Annotated in this window: 18 protein-coding genes; 11 read left to right on the top strand and 7 right to left on the bottom strand. The window is 60.7% G+C overall.

Annotated features, from left to right (window positions below):
* Positions 1-59: 59 nt before the first annotated feature.
* The 3 genes from ACM6G4_RS27265 to ACM6G4_RS27255 all read right to left on the bottom strand — a co-directional run bounded on the left by ACM6G4_RS27265 (position 60) and on the right by ACM6G4_RS27255 (position 2,686).
* Positions 60-1,073: a GNAT family N-acetyltransferase gene (locus ACM6G4_RS27265; protein ID WP_056727063.1), complete on the bottom strand. Its 1,014-nt coding sequence runs from the start codon at positions 1,071-1,073 to the stop codon at positions 60-62.
* A gap of 75 nt (positions 1,074-1,148) precedes the next feature.
* Positions 1,149-1,967, bottom strand: a complete 819-nt coding sequence (locus tag ACM6G4_RS27260; protein ID WP_056727064.1) for a substrate-binding periplasmic protein — start codon at positions 1,965-1,967, stop codon at positions 1,149-1,151.
* 92 nt (positions 1,968-2,059) lie between these two features.
* A complete protein-coding gene (locus tag ACM6G4_RS27255; protein ID WP_223541681.1) occupies positions 2,060-2,686 on the bottom strand; it encodes a TetR/AcrR family transcriptional regulator in 627 nt (208 codons plus the stop codon).
* A gap of 178 nt (positions 2,687-2,864) precedes the next feature.
* Here ACM6G4_RS27255 and ACM6G4_RS27250 point away from each other — a divergent pair, with 178 nt between their 5' ends.
* From ACM6G4_RS27250 to ACM6G4_RS27215, 8 genes are all read left to right on the top strand, one after another.
* Positions 2,865-4,667 (top strand): acyclic terpene utilization AtuA family protein, encoded by a 1,803-nt coding sequence (locus ACM6G4_RS27250; protein ID WP_414915000.1) that lies wholly within the window; start codon positions 2,865-2,867, stop codon positions 4,665-4,667.
* A 12-nt stretch (positions 4,668-4,679) separates the two neighbouring features.
* Positions 4,680-5,549, top strand: coding sequence for an SDR family oxidoreductase (locus tag ACM6G4_RS27245; RefSeq protein WP_056727067.1), 870 nt, complete (start codon positions 4,680-4,682; stop codon positions 5,547-5,549).
* Between the two features lie 3 nt (positions 5,550-5,552).
* Positions 5,553-7,169, top strand: coding sequence for a geranyl-CoA carboxylase subunit beta (atuC, locus tag ACM6G4_RS27240; RefSeq protein WP_414914999.1), 1,617 nt, complete (start codon positions 5,553-5,555; stop codon positions 7,167-7,169).
* Positions 7,170-7,194: 25 nt separating this feature from the next.
* Positions 7,195-8,352, top strand: coding sequence for a citronellyl-CoA dehydrogenase (gene atuD / locus ACM6G4_RS27235; RefSeq protein ID WP_223541684.1), 1,158 nt, complete (start codon positions 7,195-7,197; stop codon positions 8,350-8,352).
* The gene (locus ACM6G4_RS27230; RefSeq protein WP_414914998.1) at positions 8,349-9,146 is read left to right on the top strand and encodes an enoyl-CoA hydratase/isomerase family protein; all 798 of its coding nucleotides are present in this window, start codon (positions 8,349-8,351) and stop codon (positions 9,144-9,146) included. Before atuD ends, ACM6G4_RS27230 begins: the two co-directional genes overlap by 4 nt.
* A 64-nt stretch (positions 9,147-9,210) precedes the next feature.
* A complete protein-coding gene (locus ACM6G4_RS27225; protein WP_414914997.1) occupies positions 9,211-11,172 on the top strand; it encodes an acetyl-CoA carboxylase biotin carboxylase subunit in 1,962 nt (653 codons plus the stop codon).
* Between the two features lie 70 nt (positions 11,173-11,242).
* The gene (locus ACM6G4_RS27220) at positions 11,243-11,785 is read left to right on the top strand and encodes an exonuclease domain-containing protein (RefSeq protein WP_056727072.1); all 543 of its coding nucleotides are present in this window, start codon (positions 11,243-11,245) and stop codon (positions 11,783-11,785) included.
* A gap of 69 nt (positions 11,786-11,854) precedes the next feature.
* Positions 11,855-12,139: a pyrimidine/purine nucleoside phosphorylase gene (locus ACM6G4_RS27215; protein WP_007940055.1), complete on the top strand. Its 285-nt coding sequence runs from the start codon at positions 11,855-11,857 to the stop codon at positions 12,137-12,139.
* 82 nt (positions 12,140-12,221) lie between these two features.
* Here the strand turns inward: ACM6G4_RS27215 and ACM6G4_RS27210 are convergent, their stop codons facing one another.
* Entirely contained in the window at positions 12,222-13,028 is an 807-nt protein-coding gene (locus ACM6G4_RS27210) for an MOSC domain-containing protein (protein ID WP_414914996.1), read from the bottom strand.
* 98 nt (positions 13,029-13,126) lie between these two features.
* A complete protein-coding gene (locus ACM6G4_RS27205) occupies positions 13,127-14,062 on the bottom strand; it encodes a chemotaxis protein CheV (protein ID WP_056727074.1) in 936 nt (311 codons plus the stop codon).
* Between the two features lie 463 nt (positions 14,063-14,525).
* Here ACM6G4_RS27205 and ACM6G4_RS27200 point away from each other — a divergent pair, with 463 nt between their 5' ends.
* Complete coding sequence (locus ACM6G4_RS27200) at positions 14,526-14,996, top strand: hypothetical protein (RefSeq protein WP_056727075.1); 471 nt, start codon at positions 14,526-14,528, stop codon at positions 14,994-14,996.
* Here ACM6G4_RS27200 and ACM6G4_RS27195 read toward each other — a convergent pair.
* Positions 14,975-15,223, bottom strand: coding sequence for a hypothetical protein (locus ACM6G4_RS27195; RefSeq protein WP_414914995.1), 249 nt, complete (start codon positions 15,221-15,223; stop codon positions 14,975-14,977). The genes ACM6G4_RS27200 and ACM6G4_RS27195 overlap by 22 nt on opposite strands.
* Before the next feature lie 248 nt (positions 15,224-15,471).
* Here ACM6G4_RS27195 and ACM6G4_RS27190 point away from each other — a divergent pair, with 248 nt between their 5' ends.
* Together ACM6G4_RS27190 and ACM6G4_RS27185 are read left to right on the top strand one after the other, a co-directional pair.
* On the top strand, positions 15,472-16,365 hold the full coding sequence (locus tag ACM6G4_RS27190) for a sensor histidine kinase (protein WP_056727076.1): 894 nt from the start codon (positions 15,472-15,474) through the stop codon (positions 16,363-16,365).
* The gene (locus ACM6G4_RS27185; protein ID WP_056727077.1) at positions 16,362-17,021 is read left to right on the top strand and encodes a response regulator transcription factor; all 660 of its coding nucleotides are present in this window, start codon (positions 16,362-16,364) and stop codon (positions 17,019-17,021) included. Before ACM6G4_RS27190 ends, ACM6G4_RS27185 begins: the two co-directional genes overlap by 4 nt.
* Positions 17,022-17,150: 129 nt before the next feature.
* Here ACM6G4_RS27185 and ACM6G4_RS27180 read toward each other — a convergent pair whose 3' ends face one another.
* Positions 17,151-18,464: an MFS transporter gene (locus ACM6G4_RS27180; protein ID WP_056727078.1), complete on the bottom strand. Its 1,314-nt coding sequence runs from the start codon at positions 18,462-18,464 to the stop codon at positions 17,151-17,153.
* Positions 18,465-18,496: the final 32 nt, after the last annotated feature.

The following is an 18,496-nucleotide window of genomic DNA, read 5'->3' as shown; positions in this document are numbered from 1 at the left end:
CGCGCCCTTCGCGAGCAAGCCTGAGACTCAAGACCACAACGAATCTTGAGTCTCAGGCTTCAAGCCAGTCTGCACCGATCAAAAAACCGCTCCCGCCCCAACACCATCAAGGCCGCGCGCTTGTGCGGGAAGTCGAACTCTTTCTCACAGTGAAAGCGCTGCTCCTGCATGTACCCGATCATCTTCGCGTTATCGGCACGGGGCTCGGCCACCACGCGCCGGGTGCGCGGATCGTCGAGAAACAGGTAATGCACCAGCGCCGATAACCAACTCGCCACCTTGTGCGGGCCGCGGTGATTTTCTTCGCCCACCAGCATGTGAATGCCACGGTCGTAATCGCCGGCCTCATAGAAGGGTGCGATGCGATCTTCCTTGGCCCAGTAGACTTCGAAATAAGCGAAGGGCTGGTCGTCGAAACAACCGATCAGCGTCAGCGTGTGCGGGTCGGCTACGAGTTTGCTCAGGTATTGGCGATGCTGGTCGAGGCTGCCCTCCTCCTGCCAGAAACTCGCGACTCGCGGACTGTTCTGCCAGCGGTTGAAGCGTGCCAGGTCTTGCTCGATGTCCAGCGTGCGCAGGGAAACCCGGGCACCCAGCCGCGCATCGAAGCGTTGATACACTTCACCCCGGGGCTTGACCGGCCGCCGTGGGTGGCGCTTGCCGTCGGTGATGAGCATCTGCTGCGGGTAGCTGCCGGTCAGGGAATGCCCCAGCCACGGCGGCGGCAACTGCCAGAACACGGTGCGCTCGCAGTGATACTGGCCGCTGACGGGAGTCGGAATCAGCAGACCGCTGGACACGGCTTCGTCCGGCACCTCTTGCAGTTGCCAGGTCAGACGCTGACAGTCAGGGTCACGAGCGAACAGCCAGTAACAGGCCGTCCACAATGCCTGCCCTTCAGGGCGACTGAAGCGCTCCTCCAGTTGCACGTTCAACTCCCGGCCACGACTGAGCCGCAAGGCGGGCAACGGTTGCCCTTCCAGGCTGAGGCTCAGGCGGCAATCGGTTTCATCAGCGGCAAGACGACTGCCCGTCGGCAGACACAGGGCAGTCAGGTCATTGAGATTGGGCATGGGGCGGGCTCACGATAATCGTCGACAGTTCAACGAAGTGACGTGAGCCAGAGCGGGAAATTTAGCCAAAAACCGTCAATTGGCAACTTGGGGCGCCGGTGCATTGCGCTGGACCGGCACCAGCGCAATCTTGTACGGCTCGAAAATCTTCAACATCTGGCCGTTGTCCCGCAAGCCTTGCAACAACTTGCCGAATGCCTCGCCGCTGATGGGTGCGGTCGGACGCAGAATGGCGTAATGGTGATAGACCTGGTCGACGCGCTGGGACGCCAGCAAACTGCCGGCGACTTTTTCATTGCGCAGGAAGTAGTCGCTCAGGTACGAACGTGTGACCAGGGCAATGTCGGCCCGGTCGCGTAAAACCATCAGCAGATTGCTGTCATGGGAATAAGTCAGCGTGGCGTTGTAGTTTTTCGCGAGGTACAGAGGGTCGGCATTGAAGTTGGCGAACTCGTAGTGATAGCCGCTGAACAGTGCCAGGCGCTTGCCTTTCAGGTCGGCAAAATAGCTTTGCTGTCGATCGGGCAGGCGTTGCGCAACAAAAATCTCAGCGTCCTCCAGCCCCATGTCGACGGCCGTGTGGGGGATCTCTTCCCAACCCCAGGCGGGATTTTCGAAAATGGCCATGTCGACCCGGCCCTGCTTGAAATCACCGAAGCGCCGAGGAATGGAGGTGGGCACCAGGACAAACTGGTAGTCAGTTTGCGATGCATTCAGGGCCTCGACCAGTTGCGGCAGCAACCCGGTATCGGCCCCGGATTCCGGGCGCACGGTATAGGGCGGAAAGTGCGCGGCACCTATGCGCACCAGTTGCGCAGCCTGGGACGGTATCATCGTTGACGCCGTAAGCATCGCCAGCAAAAGCCGCGAGGCTGACCGAATTGGCGAACCCATCAAAACGCCCCACTCCCCAATAAAACGGTACCCATGCATTCAAGCTAGGCGGTTTCGACAAGTTAGCCAGTTTAATGCTGGCCAATACAAGCTTATTGCCGGTCTTCCAGCACCAGAATCAGCGCTTCATCGGCCAACTGATCGAGACTCATGCTGCCGCCGGCACGAAACCAGGTGGTGGTCCAGGACAATGCACCGGTCAGGAAGCGGCGGGTGATAAACACATCGCCACGGATAAACCCCGCGGACTTGGCTTCACCCAGCACTTGCAGCCAGATGTCTTCGTAGATGTCCCGCAGCGCCAGGACCTTGGCCTGGCCCTCTTCGGACAGCGAGCGCCATTCGTAGACCAGCACGGCCATGGCCTCACCGCTGCCGCCCATGATCGACTGCAACTCACAGCGAATCAGCGCAAGCACCTGCTCGCGCACACTGCCGGCCTCGGCGATGGCCGCACGCATCAACGCGGTGTTGTAGAGAATGGTCTCCTCCATCACGGCGCGCAGGATTTCGTCCTTGCTCTTGAAGTGATGGAAAATACTCCCGGACTGAATGCCCACGGCGCCGGCCAGGTCGCGCACGGTCGTGCGTTCATAGCCTTTATTGCGAAACAGGTGGGCCGCCACTTGCAGCAGCTTGCCACGGGCGCTGTCCGGGTCGGTCAGTTGGCCGTCGTCGACCAATTGGCGCATCACCCTCAGGGCTTTTTGCTCGTCCACCCGTTCTCTCCTACAGTCGTTCAATCAATAACGCCGATCCCCCCGAAAACAGTGGGGTTGCGCGGGCAATTTAAGCGCATGGATGCAACCAAGCAAGCGCTTGGGCAGAAGAAAATCAAGTCATTTACAAACCAAGCGCTTGCTTGGTAATGTCGACGCACTTCGGTTGGAGGTGGCTATGGAATGGACTGCGCCTAAAACAATTCGCATCGGTTGCGCCAGCGCCTTCTGGGGCGATACCTCGACCGCTGCCGCGCAACTGGTCGAACACGGGCATCTGGACTATCTGGTCTTCGATTACCTGGCCGAAATCACCCTGTCGATCATGGCCGGCGCACGGATGAAAGATCCCCAGGCCGGCTATGCGGGCGACTTCATCGAAGTGCTCGCGCCCTTGCTGGGGCAGCTCGCGCAGCAGAACATCCGGGTCATCAGCAATGCCGGCGGGGTCAACCCCCAAGCCTGCGCCGCCGCCCTGCAAGCGGCCTGCGACAAGGCCGGGGTGGCGCTGAAGATCGCCGTGCTGCTGGGTGACGACCTGCAGCCGCAATTCAAACAGCTGGGCAACCTGGGCATTCGTGAAATGTTCAGCGGCGCGCCCCTGCCATCGATGTGCGTCTCGACCAATGCCTACCTCGGCGCACCCGGCATTGTCGAAGCCCTGCGCCTGGGGGCGGACATCGTGATCACCGGGCGCGTGGTCGACAGTGCGGTGGTCAGCGCCGCGCTGGTGCATGAGTTCGGCTGGTCGTGGCATGACTACGACAAGCTCGCCCAGGCGGCACTGGCCGGGCACATCATCGAATGCGGCGCCCAGTGCACGGGCGGCAACTTCACCGACTGGCGCGCCGTGCCCGACTACGAACACATCGGTTTTCCCATCGTCGAAGTCAGCGCCGACAGCCAGTTCATCGTCAGCAAACCCGAAGGCACCGGTGGGCTGGTCACGCCGCTGACGGTGGGCGAACAGATGCTGTATGAAATCGGTGACCCTCGCGCATACCTGCTGCCCGACGTGGTGTGCGATTTCACTCAGGTCAAACTGCTGCAACAGGGCAGGAACGCGGTGCAGGTGCACGGCGCCAAAGGCCTGCCGCCGACCGCTCAATACAAGGTCAGCGCCACGTACCCCGATGGTTTCCGCTGCACCGCCAGTTGCCTGATCGCCGGCATCGATGCCGTCGACAAGGCGCGACGGGTCGGTGACGCGATCATCAACAAGACCTCGGAAATGTTCCGCCAGCGCGGCTGGGCGCCTTACAGCGACGTGAGTATCGAGTTGCTGGGCAGCGAGGCCACCTACGGCCCCCACGGCCAGCGCCATGACAGCCGCGAAGTGGTGATCAAACTCGCGGTGCGTCATCCGGACAAGCAGGCATTGATCGTGTTCTCCAGGGAAATCGCCCAGGCCGCCACCGGCATGGCGCCGGGGCTGACCGGCATTGTCGGTGGCCGGCCGACGGTGTATCCGCTGATCCGGCTGTTCTCGTTCCTGATCGACAAAACCGCCTGCACGCTGGACATTGATTTCATGGGCCAGCGCCACCCGTGTGCCCTGCCCGCCCTCGATGTGCTCGACCCGCTGAACCTGCCAGCCCCGCTCGCGCCGCCGAAACCGCTTGGCCTGGCCGACGCCAGCGTGGCCCTGGTCAAACTGGCGGTTGCACGCTCGGGCGACAAGGGTAACCACAGCAATATCGGCGTCATGGCCCGGGAGCCGGAGTTCCTGCCATGGATTGCCGAGGCCTTGACCCCGGAAGTGATCGTCGACTGGATGGGCCACCTCCTCGACCCCATCCACGGGCGGGTCGAACGCTGGTACTTGCCGGCCAGCCACAGCCTGAATTTCCTGCTGGAAAACGCCCTCGGCGGTGGCGGTGTCGCCAGCCTGCGCATCGATCCGCAAGGCAAGGCCTTCGCCCAGCAACTGCTGGAAATCCAGATCCCGGTGCCGCAGCGCATCGCCGACCAGTTCAACTAGAGGATTGCCGCCATGGCCTACGATTCGATTTTCAAAGCCGATTTGTTTGCCGGCCAAAACATCATCGTCACCGGTGGTGGCAGTGGCATCGGCCGCTGCACCGCCCACGAACTGGCGGCCCTCGGCGCCCATGTGCTGCTGGTCGGGCGCAAGGCCGACAAACTGAAAACCGTTGCGGCGGAGATCGCCGACGACGGTGGCAAGGCCGATTGGGCGGTTTGCGATATCCGCGAGGAAGAATCGGTAGAACACCTGGTCAGCGAATTGATCCGCAAGCATGGCCCCATTCATGGCCTGGTCAACAATGCAGGCGGGCAGTACCCGTCGCCCTTGGCCTCGATCAATCAGAAGGGTTTCGAAACCGTGATGCGCACCAATCTGGTGGGCGGTTTCCTGATGGCCCGGGAAGTGTTCAACCAGTCCATGAGCAAGCACGGCGGCGCCATCGTCAACATGCTCGCCGACATGTGGGGTGGCATGCCAGGTATGGGCCACTCCGGTGCGGCACGTTCGGGCATGGATAACCTGACCAAGACTGCCGCGTACGAATGGGGTCATGCCGGGGTGCGGGTCAACGCCGTGGCGCCGGGGTGGATTGCCTCCAGCGGCATGGACACCTACGAAGGCGCCTTCAAGGCCGTGATCCCGACCTTGCGCGAACATGTGCCGCTCAAGCGCATCGGCACCGAATCGGAAGTCAGCGCGGCGATTGTTTTCCTGCTCAGCCCGGCAGCGGCGTTTGTCAGCGGCAGCACCTTGCGCATCGATGGCGCCGCCAGCCTCGGCGGCCGCGCCTGGCCGATCCACAAGGCGACCAACAGCGAGTCGTACAACGGTTTCCACCGCGCCTATATACCAGACGTGTTGAAGGACAAGGAATAACCCATGCCGGTGATTCAGTCGTTACTCGACCCCCACAGCGAGCCGTTCGCCCAGAACCGTGCGGCAATGCTGAGCGCCATCGAGCAAGTTCGCGTGCTCGAACAGAACCTGCTGAACAAGGCGGCCGAAGCCAGGCCGAAGTTCGAAAAGCGCGGCCAGTTGCTGCCTCGCGAGCGCCTCAATCTGCTGCTGGATCCCGGCGCGCCGTTTCTTGAGCTGGCCAGCCTGGCCGGCTACAAGCTGCATGATGACAAGGACGGCAGCTGCGCCGGTGGCGGCTTGATCGGCGGTATCGGCTATGTGTCCGGCGTACGTGTGTTGGTAGTCGCCAACAACAGCGCGATCAGGGGCGGGACCATCTCTCCCAGCGGCTTGAAGAAATCCCTGCGCCTGCAACAGATCGCCATGGAAAACAAACTGCCGGTGATCACCCTCGCCGAAAGTGGCGGCGCCAATCTCAATTACGCGGCGGAGATTTTCGTCGAAGGCGCGCGCAGCTTTGCCAATCAGGCGCGGATGTCGGCCATGGGCTTGCCGCAAGTCACCGTGGTGCATGGCTCGGCCACGGCGGGCGGCGCCTATCAGCCGGGGCTGTCGGATTACGTGGTGGTGGTGCGCGGCAAGGCCAAGCTGTTTCTCGCAGGTCCCCCACTGCTCAAGGCCGCCACCGGCGAAGTCGCCACCGATGAAGAACTGGGCGGCGCCGAAATGCACGCACAAACCGCCGGCACCGCCGAATACCTGGCTGAAAACGACGCCGACGGCGTGCGCCAGGTACGCGAGATTGTCAGCCTGTTGCCGTGGAACGAACAACTGCCCCCACTCCCCGAACGTCGCTGGGAGGAGCCGCTCTACCCCATCGACGAGTTGCTGGGCCTGATCCCGGATGACCCGAAAAAACCCTACGACGTGCGCGAAATCATCGCCCGTCTCGCCGACGCTTCGAACTTTCTTGAATTCAAGGGCGAGTTCGATCAGCAGACTGTGTGCGGTCATCTGAAAATTCAGGGCCGCGCCTGTGGCTTCATCGGCAACAACGGCCCGATCACGCCAAAAGGCGCGAGCAAGGCCGCGCAGTTCATCCAGCTGTGCGACCAGAGCCAGACGCCGCTGCTGTTTTTCCACAACACCACCGGGTTCATGGTCGGCACCGAATCGGAGCAGCAAGGCGTGATCAAACACGGTGCGAAGATGATTCAGGCGGTGGCCAACGCCCGGGTGCCGAAGCTGACCATCGTCGTCGGTGGTTCCTACGGCGCGGGCAACTATGCGATGTGCGGACGCGGCCTCGACCCGCGCTTCATCTTCGCCTGGCCCAACAGCCGCACCGCCGTGATGGGCGGCGCGCAAGCGGGCAAGGTGCTGCGCATCGTCACCGAGGCCAAACAGGCCAAGGACGGCCTGGTGCCCGACCCGAAAATGCTCGACATGCTCGAACAGGTCACCGCGCAGAAACTCGACAGCCAGTCCACGGCGCTCTACGGCAGCGCCAACCTCTGGGACGACGGTTTGATCGACCCGCGCGATACCCGGACCTTGCTGGGTTATCTGCTGGATATCTGTCACGAGGCCGAAGTGCGGCCTCTGCAAACCAACAGCTTTGGTGTGGCGCGGTTCTAAGCCGACTAACAGGAGAACAATAAAAATGATCTTCACCCAGGAACACGAAGCACTGCGCCGCACCGTGCGCCAGTTCGTCGAGCACGAGATCAACCCCCACGTCGATGAGTGGGAAAAGGCCGGGCGCTTCCCCATCCACGACATCTTCCGCAAGGCCGGCGACCTCGGCTTGCTGGGCATTTCCAAACCGGAAAAATTCGGCGGCATGGGGCTCGACTACAGCTATTCGATCGTCGCCGCCGAAGAGTTCGGCACTATCCGTTGCGGCGGCATTCCAATGTCCATCGGCGTGCAGACCGACATGTGCACACCGGCGCTGGCACGGTTCGGTTCCGATGAGCTACGCGAGCAATTCCTGCGCCCGGCCATCAGCGGCGAACAGGTCGGCTGCATCGGCGTCTCCGAAGTCGGCGCCGGTTCCGACGTGGCCGGGCTGAAAACCACCGCGCGCAAGGACGGCGACGACTACGTGATCAACGGTAGCAAGATGTGGATCACCAACTCGCCGAGCGCCGACTTCATCTGCCTGCTGGCCAACACCTCGGACGACAAGCCGCACATCAACAAGTCGCTGATCATGGTGCCGATGAACACACCGGGCATCAGCTTGAGCTCGCACCTGGACAAGCTCGGCATGCGCAGCTCGGAAACCGCCCAGGTGTTTTTCGACAACGTGCGCGTGCCGCAGCGCAACCGCATCGGCCATGAAGGCGCGGGGTTCATGATGCAGATGCTGCAATTCCAGGAGGAACGCCTGTTCGGCGCAGCCAACATGATCAAGGGCCTGGAGTACTGCGTCGACAGCACCATCGAATACTGCAAGGAACGCAAGACCTTCGGCAACGCGCTGATCGACAATCAGGTGATCCACTTCCGCCTGGCGGAACTGCAAACCGAAATCGAATGCCTGCGAGCGCTGGTCTATCAGGCTACCGAGCAATACATCAAAGGCCAGGACGTCACGCGCCTGGCCTCCATGGCCAAGCTCAAGGCCGGGCGGCTGGGCCGCGAAGTCAGTGACAGTTGCCTGCAATACTGGGGCGGCATGGGCTTCATGTGGGACAACCCGGTGGCCCGGGCTTACCGCGATGTACGTCTGGTGTCGATCGGCGGCGGCGCCGACGAAATCATGCTGGGGATCATCTGCAAACTCATGGGCATTTTGCCGGGGAAAAAGAAATGAACAACCTGCCGGTTTGCCAGACTTTGCTGCTGGAACTGCACAACGGCGTGTTGCACATCACCCTCAACCGCCCGGAATGCCGCAATGCGATGAGCTTGCAGATGGTCGCCGAGTTACGCTCGGTGCTGGCCGTGGTACGCGATAAACCCGGGGTTCGCGCACTGGTGATCGGCGGCGTCGGCGGGCACTTCTGTGCCGGCGGCGACATCAAGGACATGGCCAATGCCCGCGCTCAAGGCCCAACTGCGCACCGGGACCTGAACCGGGTGTTCGGCGCGCTATTGCAGGAGGTGCAACACGCACCGCAAGTGGTGATTACTGTGCTGCAGGGCGCGGTACTCGGCGGCGGTCTCGGCCTGGCCTGTGTCAGCGATATCGCCATGGCCGATCATCAGGCGCAATTCGGCCTGCCGGAAACCAGCCTCGGCCTGCTGCCGGCGCAGATAGCGCCATTCGTGGTGCAACGCATCGGCTTGACCCAGACCCGGCGCCTGGCCCTGACGGCGGCACGTTTTGATGGTACTCAGGCACGGCGCATGGGGCTGGTGCATTTTGTCGAGCATGATCCGCAGGCACTGGCCGAACGGCTCGACGAGGTGTTGGCCCATGTGTTGTGTTGCGCGCCGGGGGCGAATGCGGCGACCAAGAAACTCTTGCTGGCCAGTACCGGACAGCCGTCGGATGAGTTGCTTGATCAAGCGGCTGAATGGTTCAGCGAAGCGGTGACCGGAGCCGAAGGCATCGAGGGAACGATGGCCTTCTTGCAAAAACGCAAACCGGGGTGGGCCTCTTAAAAGCTTCGCGAGCGTGCTCACGATGAGGCCCGACCAGACACCGCGAAATTCAGAGAGCCTAACCATGCCCGGACTCAAAAAAATCCTCATCGCCAACCGCGGTGAAATCGCCTGCCGCATCCAGCGCACGGCCCAGGCACTGGGCTATCGCACCGTCGCCGTGTTCAGCGATGCCGACGCCGATGCGCTGCACGTGCGGATGGCCGACGAGGCGGTCAAGCTCGGCCCGGCCCCGGTGCAACAGTCTTACCTGAACATCCCGGCCATCCTCGACGCAACCCGGCGCACAGGCGCGGATGCGATCCATCCGGGCTACGGCTTCCTCTCGGAAAACGCCGGGTTTGCCCTCGCGTGCAGGGATGCCGGCATCACCTTCATCGGCCCCAGCCCCGAGGCCATCGAACTGATGGGCAGCAAGCGCCTGTCGAAGATCGCCATGATCGAAGCCGGTGTGCCCTGCATCAACGGTTATCAAGGCGCCGAACAGGACGACGCCACCCTGAGCCGCGAAGCCGAGCGCATCGGCTATCCCTTGATGATCAAGGCCAGCGCCGGCGGCGGTGGACGCGGCATGCGCCTGGTGCACGACGCCAGCGACTTGCTGGAACAGATTCGCACCGCGCGCTCCGAAGCCTTGAACGGTTTTGGCAGCGCTGAACTGATTCTCGAACAGGCACTCATCGAACCCCGCCACGTCGAGATCCAGTTGTTCGGTGACCGGCATGGCAACTTGATTTACCTCGGCGAGCGCGATTGCTCGGTGCAGCGCCGGCATCAGAAAGTCATTGAGGAGGCGCCCTGCCCGGTGATGACCGCTGAGCTGCGCCAGGCCATGGGCGAAGCGGCGCTCAAGGCCGGGCGAGCGGTGAAGTACGTGGGCGCGGGCACCGTGGAGTTTTTGCTGGATGCGCGTGGGCAGTTCTATTTCCTGGAGATGAACACCCGGCTGCAAGTGGAGCACCCGGTGACCGAACTGATCACCGGGCTGGACCTGGTGGCCTGGCAACTGAACATCGCCGAAGGGCAACCGCTGCCCTTGCGCCAGGAACAGGTGCAACTCACAGGCCACGCCATGGAAGTGCGCCTGTATGCCGAAGACCCGGCCCAAGGCTTCTTGCCGCAAACCGGGCGAGTCGTGGCCTGGGAGCCGGCATTGCAGGACGGTGTGCGGATCGACCACGGACTGATCGAAGGCCAGGTCATCAGTCCCTTCTACGACCCGATGCTCGGCAAGCTCATCGCTCACGGTGCCACCCGCGAAGAAGCCCGGCGCAAATTGCTGCGGGCGGTACAAGACAGCGTGCTGCTGGGGCTGCAAAGCAATCAACGCCTGCTTGCCAGCCTGCTGGAACACCCGCAGTTCGCTGGTGGAGATTTCAGTACCGGTTTCATCGCGCAGCATTTCGCCGACCACGCCTGCCTGCATCCCGAGCCCCCAAACGCGCAGCACTTGGCCATCGCCGCCGCCCTGTTCTATCAGGCGGCGGCACAGGCTCACCCGGCCCCGCTTGGCGGTTGGCGCAACAACGCCAGCGTGCCGCTGCACTATCGCATCGGCCTTGAGGATCAGGACTGGCCGGTAGCGTTGCAGGCGATCCCGGGCCAGCCGTTGTGCATTCAGGTCGCCGAGCGCAGCCTCGAACTGAAGATCATCCACAGCGACGGACGCTGGGTCAGCCTGGAAATCGAAGGCGTTCGCCAACGCCACGCTTATCGCCTGGAGGCCGGGCGCCTCTGGCTGTTTACCCGGCCAGGCAGTCTGACGTTCGTGGATCGCACTCAGGCGCAGGTTACCGGCCAGGCCAGTGTCAGCTCCGGCACCCTCAAGGCACCGATGGACGGGGCGATTGTCGACGTCCTGGTCAACGAAGGCAGCAAAGTGACCAAGGGCCAACTGCTGGTGGTACTGGAGGCGATGAAAATGGAGCACCCATTGAAATCAGGCATCGACGGTGTGCTCAAACGCTTGCAGGTCAAAGTCGGGGATCAGGTGAAAAACCGGCAGATTCTGTTGGAGGTCGAATAAGGCGCTAGGCGGAACCGCCGGGTTTGGCTACGCTCAAACCCTACAGGACGCGGATATCAGGAACCCTGCAATGCCTCATTGGCTGGTCATTGATCTGGAGGCCACCACCGATGAGGGTGGTTGGCCCGTAACAGATATGGAAATCATTGAAATCGGCGCCACCCTGGTGGACCGCAAGGGACGTGAACTGGACCACTTCCAGCGCTTCGTCCGGCCTTTGCGACGGCCGTTACTGACGCCGTTCTGCCGCGAGCTGACGCACATCACCCAAGCCAACATCGATGCCGCACAACCGCTGGGCGAAGTCTGGCCGGCGTTTGAGCGCTGGCTTGGCCATCACCACACACGACTGGAAGGCTGGGTCAGCTGGGGCGATTACGATCGCAAACAACTGCTTCAGGAGTGGCAGCGCCTGGGACTCGCCAGCGTGCTGGCCAACGTGCCGCACATGAACCTCAAACAGCGCTTTGCCAAGGCCCGACGCCTGGAACGCCCGCTGGGGCTCAACGGCGCCCTGCAACTGGCCGGCCTGCAGTTCACCGGCCAGCAACACCGGGCGCTGGAGGATGCGCGCAATACCGCGCGCCTGCTGCCGCTGGTTCTTCCGCTTTAGACAGGTGACGACTCCCGGGGCCTTGTGCATACTGGCCGGCCCTTTTTAGCCCTTTTCGAGGAATCGCCCATGTTTAAAGTCAACGAGTACTTCGACGGCACCGTCAAGTCGATCGCCTTTGGCACCGCAGAAGGTCCAGCGACCATCGGCGTCATGGCACCGGGCGAGTACGAATTCGGCACCAGCCAGCGTGAAATCATGCACGTGGTCAGCGGCGCATTGACCGTCAAGTTGCCAGACAGCAGCGACTGGGAAACCTTCGCCGCCGGCAGCCAGTTCAACGTACCGGCCAACAGCAAGTTCCAGCTGAAAGTCGCCGTCGACACCGCTTACCTGTGCGAATACCGCGGCTAAGCCTGCGGGGCCTGCACCAAAAAGTCGCCGCAATAAAAATGCCCGTGTTTTTCGACACGGGCATTTTTTATTCTGCGCAAAGTTACTCGAGGATCTCCACCGGCATGCCGACTTCGAGTCGACCGTTGCCATCGTTGACCAGATTCTGGCCGAACATTGCCCCGTCCGCCTGGGCACGGTATTTCTGCAAGGTGGCCAAGGGTTCGCGGTCGTCGCTGCGCTCCCCGGTCTGCGGGTCGATGGTGGTCAGGATGCAGCGTGAACAGGACTTGACCACGCGGAACTCGACTTCGCCGATACGGATACGCTTCCAGCCATCCTCGGCGAACGCCTCACTGCCTTCGATCACCAGGTTCGGCCGGAAACGCAGCATCTCCAACGGACGCCCGACCCGTTGCGACAAATCCGCGAGAGAGGCCTGGCCAATCAGCAACAGCGGATAGCCATCGGCGAACGCCACCTGGTCGTCATCCTTGCCGTAGCCAGCCTCCGTCATCCGCGCCCGATCCAGCGGCACTTGCACCAGGCGTGTCGGTTTGCCGATGAATCGGCTGACCCAAGCCCCTGCTTCATCGCCTGCATCAGGGACTCGCAAGGTATCGCGCCAGATCGTCACGCCACGCAACTCTGCATCGTTACCGGGCAAGGCAATGTCGATCGGCGAATGGCCAGGCGCGCTGAGGGTCAAGCCACCTTCGGCATTCCATAGTGCCGACAACTGGCTCATCTGCGCTACCGCACGCTGGGTCAGGAAGCGCCCGCTGGCCTCGTCCACCAGCATCCAGCGGCGATCGCCGTCCAGCCCAAGCTTATCCAGACCGATCGCTTGCAAGGTCTCGCCCTTGGCGGACTTCAACGGATAACGATACAGCGCGCTCAGTCGCAACATGGCCACTCCCTGTCAGGTAAAAACGCCACCCTATACGAGCTTTACGGCCGAATCAAAGGCTGACGAGCAAACACTGCCCCGGTGGGGGGCAGGCCTGATCAGGCCGGTACTTCGTCAAGCATCAGGCGCTGGCGAACCACGTCGACGAGTTTGTCCGGCTGGAATTTGGAAAGGAAATTGTCGCAACCGACCTTTTTCACCATCGAGTCGTTGAAGCTGCCGGACAGCGAGGTGTGCAGCACCACGTACAAGCCGCGCAGGCGCGGGTCGTTGCGAATTTCGGTGGTCAGGCGATAGCCATCCATTTCCGGCATTTCCGCATCGGTGAAGACCATCAGCAGTTTTTCGGTCATGTCCACGCCGGTATCAGCCCAGGCCTTGAGCATGTTCAAGGCCTTCAACCCGTCGCTGGCGATGTGCATCTTCACACCCAGTTGTCCCAGGGTATCGCGCAATTGCGTCAGGGCCACGTTGGAGTCATCCACCAGCAGCACCTCACGGCCACGGGCACGTTCCAGCACCGGATCTTCGAGCTTGGCGCGGGAGACCTTGGCGTTGTAAGGGACGATCTCGGCCAGGACCTTTTCGACGTCGATGATTTCCACCAATTGGTCATCGACCTTGCTGATGGCCGTCAGGTAGTGCTGGCGGCCGGCACTGCTCGGGGGCGGCAGGATGGCTTCCCAGTTCATGTTGACGATCCGGTCCACGCCACCGACCAGGAAGGCCTGAACCGAACGGTTGTATTCGGTGACGATAATCGTGCTGCCTGGCCCCGGCACCAACGGGCGCATGCCGATGGCCTGGGACAGGTCGATCACCGGCAGGGTCTGGCCACGCAGGTTGACCACGCCGCACACAAACGGATGGCGCTGCGGCATCAGCGTCAACTTTGGCAGTTGCAGGACTTCCTGCACTTTAAAGACGTTGATCGCGAACAATTGCCGTCCGGCGAGCCGGAACATGAGAATTTCCAGGCGATTCTCACCCACCAGTTGCGTGCGTTGGTCTACCGTGTCGAGAATGCCGGCCATCAATGACTCCAGGTCTTGTTCGGATGAATTCACTTAAGGAAGGTTATCGGCTGTTTTTGCCGAAGCTTGACCCTCTCTAAAATGCCACGCCCGGCAATTGATGTCACATTAACATCATGCTTTACTGGCGCTGTGATTACATCTGCCGTACTTCCGCGCCACGCGACCCCGGTTCTCGCGAAAGGTTCCCCTGCGTAAGGGATCCCCCTATCAACAATCAGGTACAACCTGATATTCGCAATATCCAATAGCCATTAATGTGACGCCATTCTCATTGCATGAACGGAGTCAGGCTTTTGTGTGCGATCGCAAGCCAGTGGCCAACCACCCTCTCGTGTTCCCCAGCCTGCCTGCGGGCCAGCCGCAAGTCGTTCACCCGGCGACTCGGCAATGCCGGGGTTCCGACCGCCCTCGTCGACACACACGATATCCCCTCATTTGATATGACGCTGTGGAGATAAGTATGCCGAACGACCGTAAAGAGTGGGCCCTGAGGCTCCCGGAGTTTCTAGTCGAGGCTGAAACACTCCTGGCTAAAACCGAGGAATGCCTGAGTCATCTGCAACTCATCAGCAATGACAAGGACGCCATCGACTGTCTGCTCAGCACACTGCTCAAGCTGGCCAACAAGGCCGATGCCCTGGCGTTGGCGGCCGTGTCTGAATTCTCCCTGCATATTCATGGCCTGCTGAACCACGCACAGAACACCATGAGCCTGCACGACGAGGCGCTGAGTGCCCTGAAAGACTGCCTGACCCTGATTGCCTGGCAACTTGAACTCATCGACCAGACCACCGGACAGCTCAGTCTCGACGACAGCGAACAGGCCACCCTGATCGAAGCCTTTGCCTTTCAAGTCGGGCAAAGCCGGTTTCAACCACCGGTCAATGCCAGGCCCTTCACCCTCGTATCCTATTCGGAGCGGCAGGCCTGAACTTGCCAAACCATGCCGTATGGCGTGTTCCGGTTATCAATATCGCGCTCTAACTTGAGTGCGTACAGGTCGCAAATGAATATTTCATAGCTATAAGCGACATCATTAAACAACCACTCTTGCCCATCGACAATTGCGCACCTGCCTTGACCCGGGTGTTGCCTGATATCAACAAAAAAACCTAAGGTAATCGGCATTTTGCGACGGTAACAACCAACTTGTTCCATTATGGAATCATCCTCCAGACGACTGGGCGCCTGACTTTTCGGACATACATACGGACGCGACCATCGGTATCTTAAGTGCTAACATGCCGCCTGTTAGTTGACGCCAATTAATGGCAGTGTGATTGCAGCCGGATACAGCTCGCTGCAGTTCGGAGCTGAACGCGTCGGCGCTCCACATGAAAAAACAGGGGCCTGTCAGCCAGCATGACCGGTCAGCCCGCAGCGAACATCCATTGGCTCCATCCGCTATGCACGCCAGCCTCAAGTCAATCGCCAAGTGGCCACCCTCCCGGGAAAATGCACGCACATTCACGCTATTGCTATGCGTCTGCTCGACCCTCGGCAGTCTACTGGTCCATGGCTTGTCCATTCCGCTCCCCCTGTCATTGCTGGTGCTCAACGTTGCGGCGCTGACCAGTGTTGCCGTGCAGTATTGCCTCTCGCGCAAATCGATCAAATTCCAGCCCCAGGAACTGGCCGACCGGCTATTACAGGTCCAGGAAAACGAGCGTCACCGACTGAGCCGCGAACTGCATGACGACATCGGTCAATTGCTGACCGCCGCAAAACTGCAAAGTGACTGGCTCAAACGCCGGATGCCCGAAGAACTCCAGGGACAATGTTCGGTCCTCTGTGACACGCTGGAAGAAACCCTCGCCAAAGTTCGTGACGTATCCGCCATTCTCAATCCCCGGCAGTTGACCAGCCTTGGGCTGGAAGCCAGTCTGCGGGCGCACCTGCTCAAGACCCTGGCCAATACCCCGGTGCACTGGAGCCTGGAATGCCAGCAGCGCCTGACCGGCATACCGGAGGAAATGGCCGTGGCGGCTTTCCGCATTACCCAGGAAGCGGTCACCAACATCCTGCGACATGCCCAGGCCAAGAACCTGCTAGTGTGCCTGCAGCGTCTGCCCCAAGGCCTGAAGTTGCAGATCAGCGACGATGGCCAGGGCTTCGCACCCGCATCAGACCCTGGTCGTGAAGGGCAACGCGGTATGGCCGGGATGTCGGAACGAATCGATCAACTGGGCGGCACACTGACCGTTACCAGCGAGCCGGGCAAAGGCACTCAAATCGAAGCTCTTTTTCCCTGGGCGCCCCGTGCGCTCGAACGGGCCAGTTCGAATAAGGTTATGCATTGACTTGTAATTTACTTCTGGTGGATGACCACTCGCTGATCAGGGCTGGCGTGCGCGCCCTGGTAATGGATCTGCCCGGCTATGCCGTCATCGGTGAGGCCAGTGACGGCTCGCAGTTGCTCGAAATGGTCGGGCATCTGTCCCCGGACATTGTCTTGCTGGATATTTCGATGCGCCAGACCGGCGGCCTCGAAGCGCTGCAGCAGCTCAAGCGGGTGCGCCCGCAGAGCAAGGTCCTGATCCTCTCGATGCACACCGACCCGGCCCTGATCATGCAGGCGCTGGAGTCCGGAGCCCATGGCTACCTGCTCAAGGACACTACGGCGACTGAACTTGAACACGCGTTGGAAGCCTTGCGCAACAACGAGCGCTATCTGAGCCCGGCCATTGCCCACACGGTGATCAACCAGGCCCTGACCCGAAACCAGAAGCGCCCACCTGAACCTGCCGACTCGCACAACCTGACGGCACGTCAGCTGGAAATCCTGCGGTTGATCGTTCGCGGAAAATCCACCCGAGAGATCGCAAACGGCCTGGGGTTGAGCGTCAAGACCGTCGAAACCCACCGTTCGCAGATCATGAAGCGTCTGCAGATCTACGATGTGGCCGGCCTGGTACTGTTTGCCGTGCGCGAACAAATCATCAGCCTTGATGACTAGGTATTTCACTGGCTTGTACCATGCTGCGTTCACAACATTACTTTCGTACAGAGCCTGGCGAAAACCTTTAAGCCCGCCCTCCCCATCGCGGGCTTTTCTCCGCCTGGCAGCGTCCATCGAATGCTATGGCTAGCCAGCGATTTTGCTTGATGCGCTCCCGATGTTCATTCCCTGGCGGCGACCGATCCAAAGCGCCAGGGTACAGGCGACGACTGAGATCACCAGGTAAGGCACCAGCGCAAAGGTGAAGTTGCCAGTGGCCTCTTTGATTACCCCGATCAGATAGGTGCCGGCAAAAACCCCCAGATTGTTCAAGGCATTAATCATCGCAATGGCCATGGCTGCGTTGCGCGCCGGGACCATTTCGGTCGCCAGTGCCCAGAATGGGCCTTTGATCATCGACGCGGCGGTGATGGCAACACATAGCACAACAATGGTCGCCAGCAACGACTCAACGAACATGATGCATGTCAGCGCAACCGCGCCGATGGCCAATGGAAGCGCCAAGTGCTTTACACGCTCACCGGTGCGATCCGAATGGCTGCTCCAGAGGTACATGACAAAGCTGGCGAGGGCGAAAGGCAGCGCGTTGAGGAAACCGATCTGCATGGTCGACAAATTGAACGTGCTAATGATTTGTGGCTGCCACAGCGACAGACCATTGGTCACGGAAGTCCCACCTATATATATCAATGTCAAAACCAACACATACTTGTTGCAAAGCACGCCCCATAGATCCTTGAGCGTACCCCGAACTTTTTCGCCGGGCACCTCACTGACCTGGCTGGCAATCCATGCCCGTTCTTGAGCTGTCAGGAACCTGGCACGACTAACATCGTGAGGAAGCACGTACAAACAGAGAATGCCCATGAAAATAGCCGGCGAACCCTCAATGATGAACAACCAGTGCCAGCCTCGCATGCCCAACCAGCCATCGGTCAGCAACAACAAGGCAGACAACGGGGAGCCCAGAACACTTGACACTGGCAAGGCCATCATCAATATCGCGACCGCACGGCTGCGGTGGCCACTGGGGAACCACAGCGTCAGATAGAAGATAACGCCAGGAAAAAATCCAGCCTCGGCCATCCCGAGCAGAAAACGCAGGATGTAAAAGGACTGAGGTCCCGACACAGCAGCCATGCAACTACTGATGAGCCCCCAGGAAACCATGGTGAACGCTAGCCAGCGTACCGGCCCGAACCGTTCCAGCATCATATTGGCAGGAACCGCGAACAGGCAGTAAGCGATAAAAAACAAACCCGCGCCGAAGCCGAAAGCCGCGTCTCCCAATGCAATATCCTGCTTCATCTGTAATGCGGCGAAGGCAATATTGACTCGGTCCAGAGAGGCAAGAAAATATCCGACGGTCACAAAAGGTAATATTCGCCATGCCACCTTGCGCATCGTGAGGCTTTCAACTGTTTGTTGTTTTTGTTCCATGAAGTGCTCCTTCAGGTGTAATGCGCTGATGC

The sequence above is a fragment of the Pseudomonas sp. IT-P258 genome (assembly GCF_949767825.1).
Taxonomy (GTDB): Bacteria; Pseudomonadota; Gammaproteobacteria; order Pseudomonadales; family Pseudomonadaceae; genus Aquipseudomonas; species Aquipseudomonas monachiensis.
Note: the sequence above shows the minus strand (reverse complement) of the source record. Positions and strands in the feature narration are given on the sequence as shown.

Excerpts from the sequence above, each read along its gene's own strand:
- atuD (WP_223541684.1), top strand. The coding sequence starts at position 7,195 with ATGATCTTCACCCAGGAACACGAAGCACTGCGCCGCACCGTGCGCCAG.
- ACM6G4_RS27205 (WP_056727074.1), bottom strand. The coding sequence starts at position 14,062 with ATGGCCGGCATTCTCGACACGGTAGACCAACGCACGCAACTGGTGGGT.
- ACM6G4_RS27200 (WP_056727075.1), top strand. The coding sequence starts at position 14,526 with ATGCCGAACGACCGTAAAGAGTGGGCCCTGAGGCTCCCGGAGTTTCTA.
- ACM6G4_RS27180 (WP_056727078.1), bottom strand. The coding sequence starts at position 18,464 with ATGGAACAAAAACAACAAACAGTTGAAAGCCTCACGATGCGCAAGGTG.
- ACM6G4_RS27245 (WP_056727067.1), top strand. The coding sequence starts at position 4,680 with ATGGCCTACGATTCGATTTTCAAAGCCGATTTGTTTGCCGGCCAAAAC.
- ACM6G4_RS27190 (WP_056727076.1), top strand. The coding sequence starts at position 15,472 with ATGCACGCCAGCCTCAAGTCAATCGCCAAGTGGCCACCCTCCCGGGAA.
- ACM6G4_RS27195 (WP_414914995.1), bottom strand. The coding sequence starts at position 15,223 with ATGGAACAAGTTGGTTGTTACCGTCGCAAAATGCCGATTACCTTAGGT.
- ACM6G4_RS27215 (WP_007940055.1), top strand. The coding sequence starts at position 11,855 with ATGTTTAAAGTCAACGAGTACTTCGACGGCACCGTCAAGTCGATCGCC.
- ACM6G4_RS27225 (WP_414914997.1), top strand. The coding sequence starts at position 9,211 with ATGCCCGGACTCAAAAAAATCCTCATCGCCAACCGCGGTGAAATCGCC.
- ACM6G4_RS27260 (WP_056727064.1), bottom strand. The coding sequence starts at position 1,967 with ATGGGTTCGCCAATTCGGTCAGCCTCGCGGCTTTTGCTGGCGATGCTT.
- ACM6G4_RS27230 (WP_414914998.1), top strand. The coding sequence starts at position 8,349 with ATGAACAACCTGCCGGTTTGCCAGACTTTGCTGCTGGAACTGCACAAC.
- ACM6G4_RS27250 (WP_414915000.1), top strand. The coding sequence starts at position 2,865 with ATGGAATGGACTGCGCCTAAAACAATTCGCATCGGTTGCGCCAGCGCC.
- atuC (WP_414914999.1), top strand. The coding sequence starts at position 5,553 with ATGCCGGTGATTCAGTCGTTACTCGACCCCCACAGCGAGCCGTTCGCC.
- ACM6G4_RS27210 (WP_414914996.1), bottom strand. The coding sequence starts at position 13,028 with ATGTTGCGACTGAGCGCGCTGTATCGTTATCCGTTGAAGTCCGCCAAG.
- ACM6G4_RS27220 (WP_056727072.1), top strand. The coding sequence starts at position 11,243 with ATGCCTCATTGGCTGGTCATTGATCTGGAGGCCACCACCGATGAGGGT.
- ACM6G4_RS27265 (WP_056727063.1), bottom strand. The coding sequence starts at position 1,073 with ATGCCCAATCTCAATGACCTGACTGCCCTGTGTCTGCCGACGGGCAGT.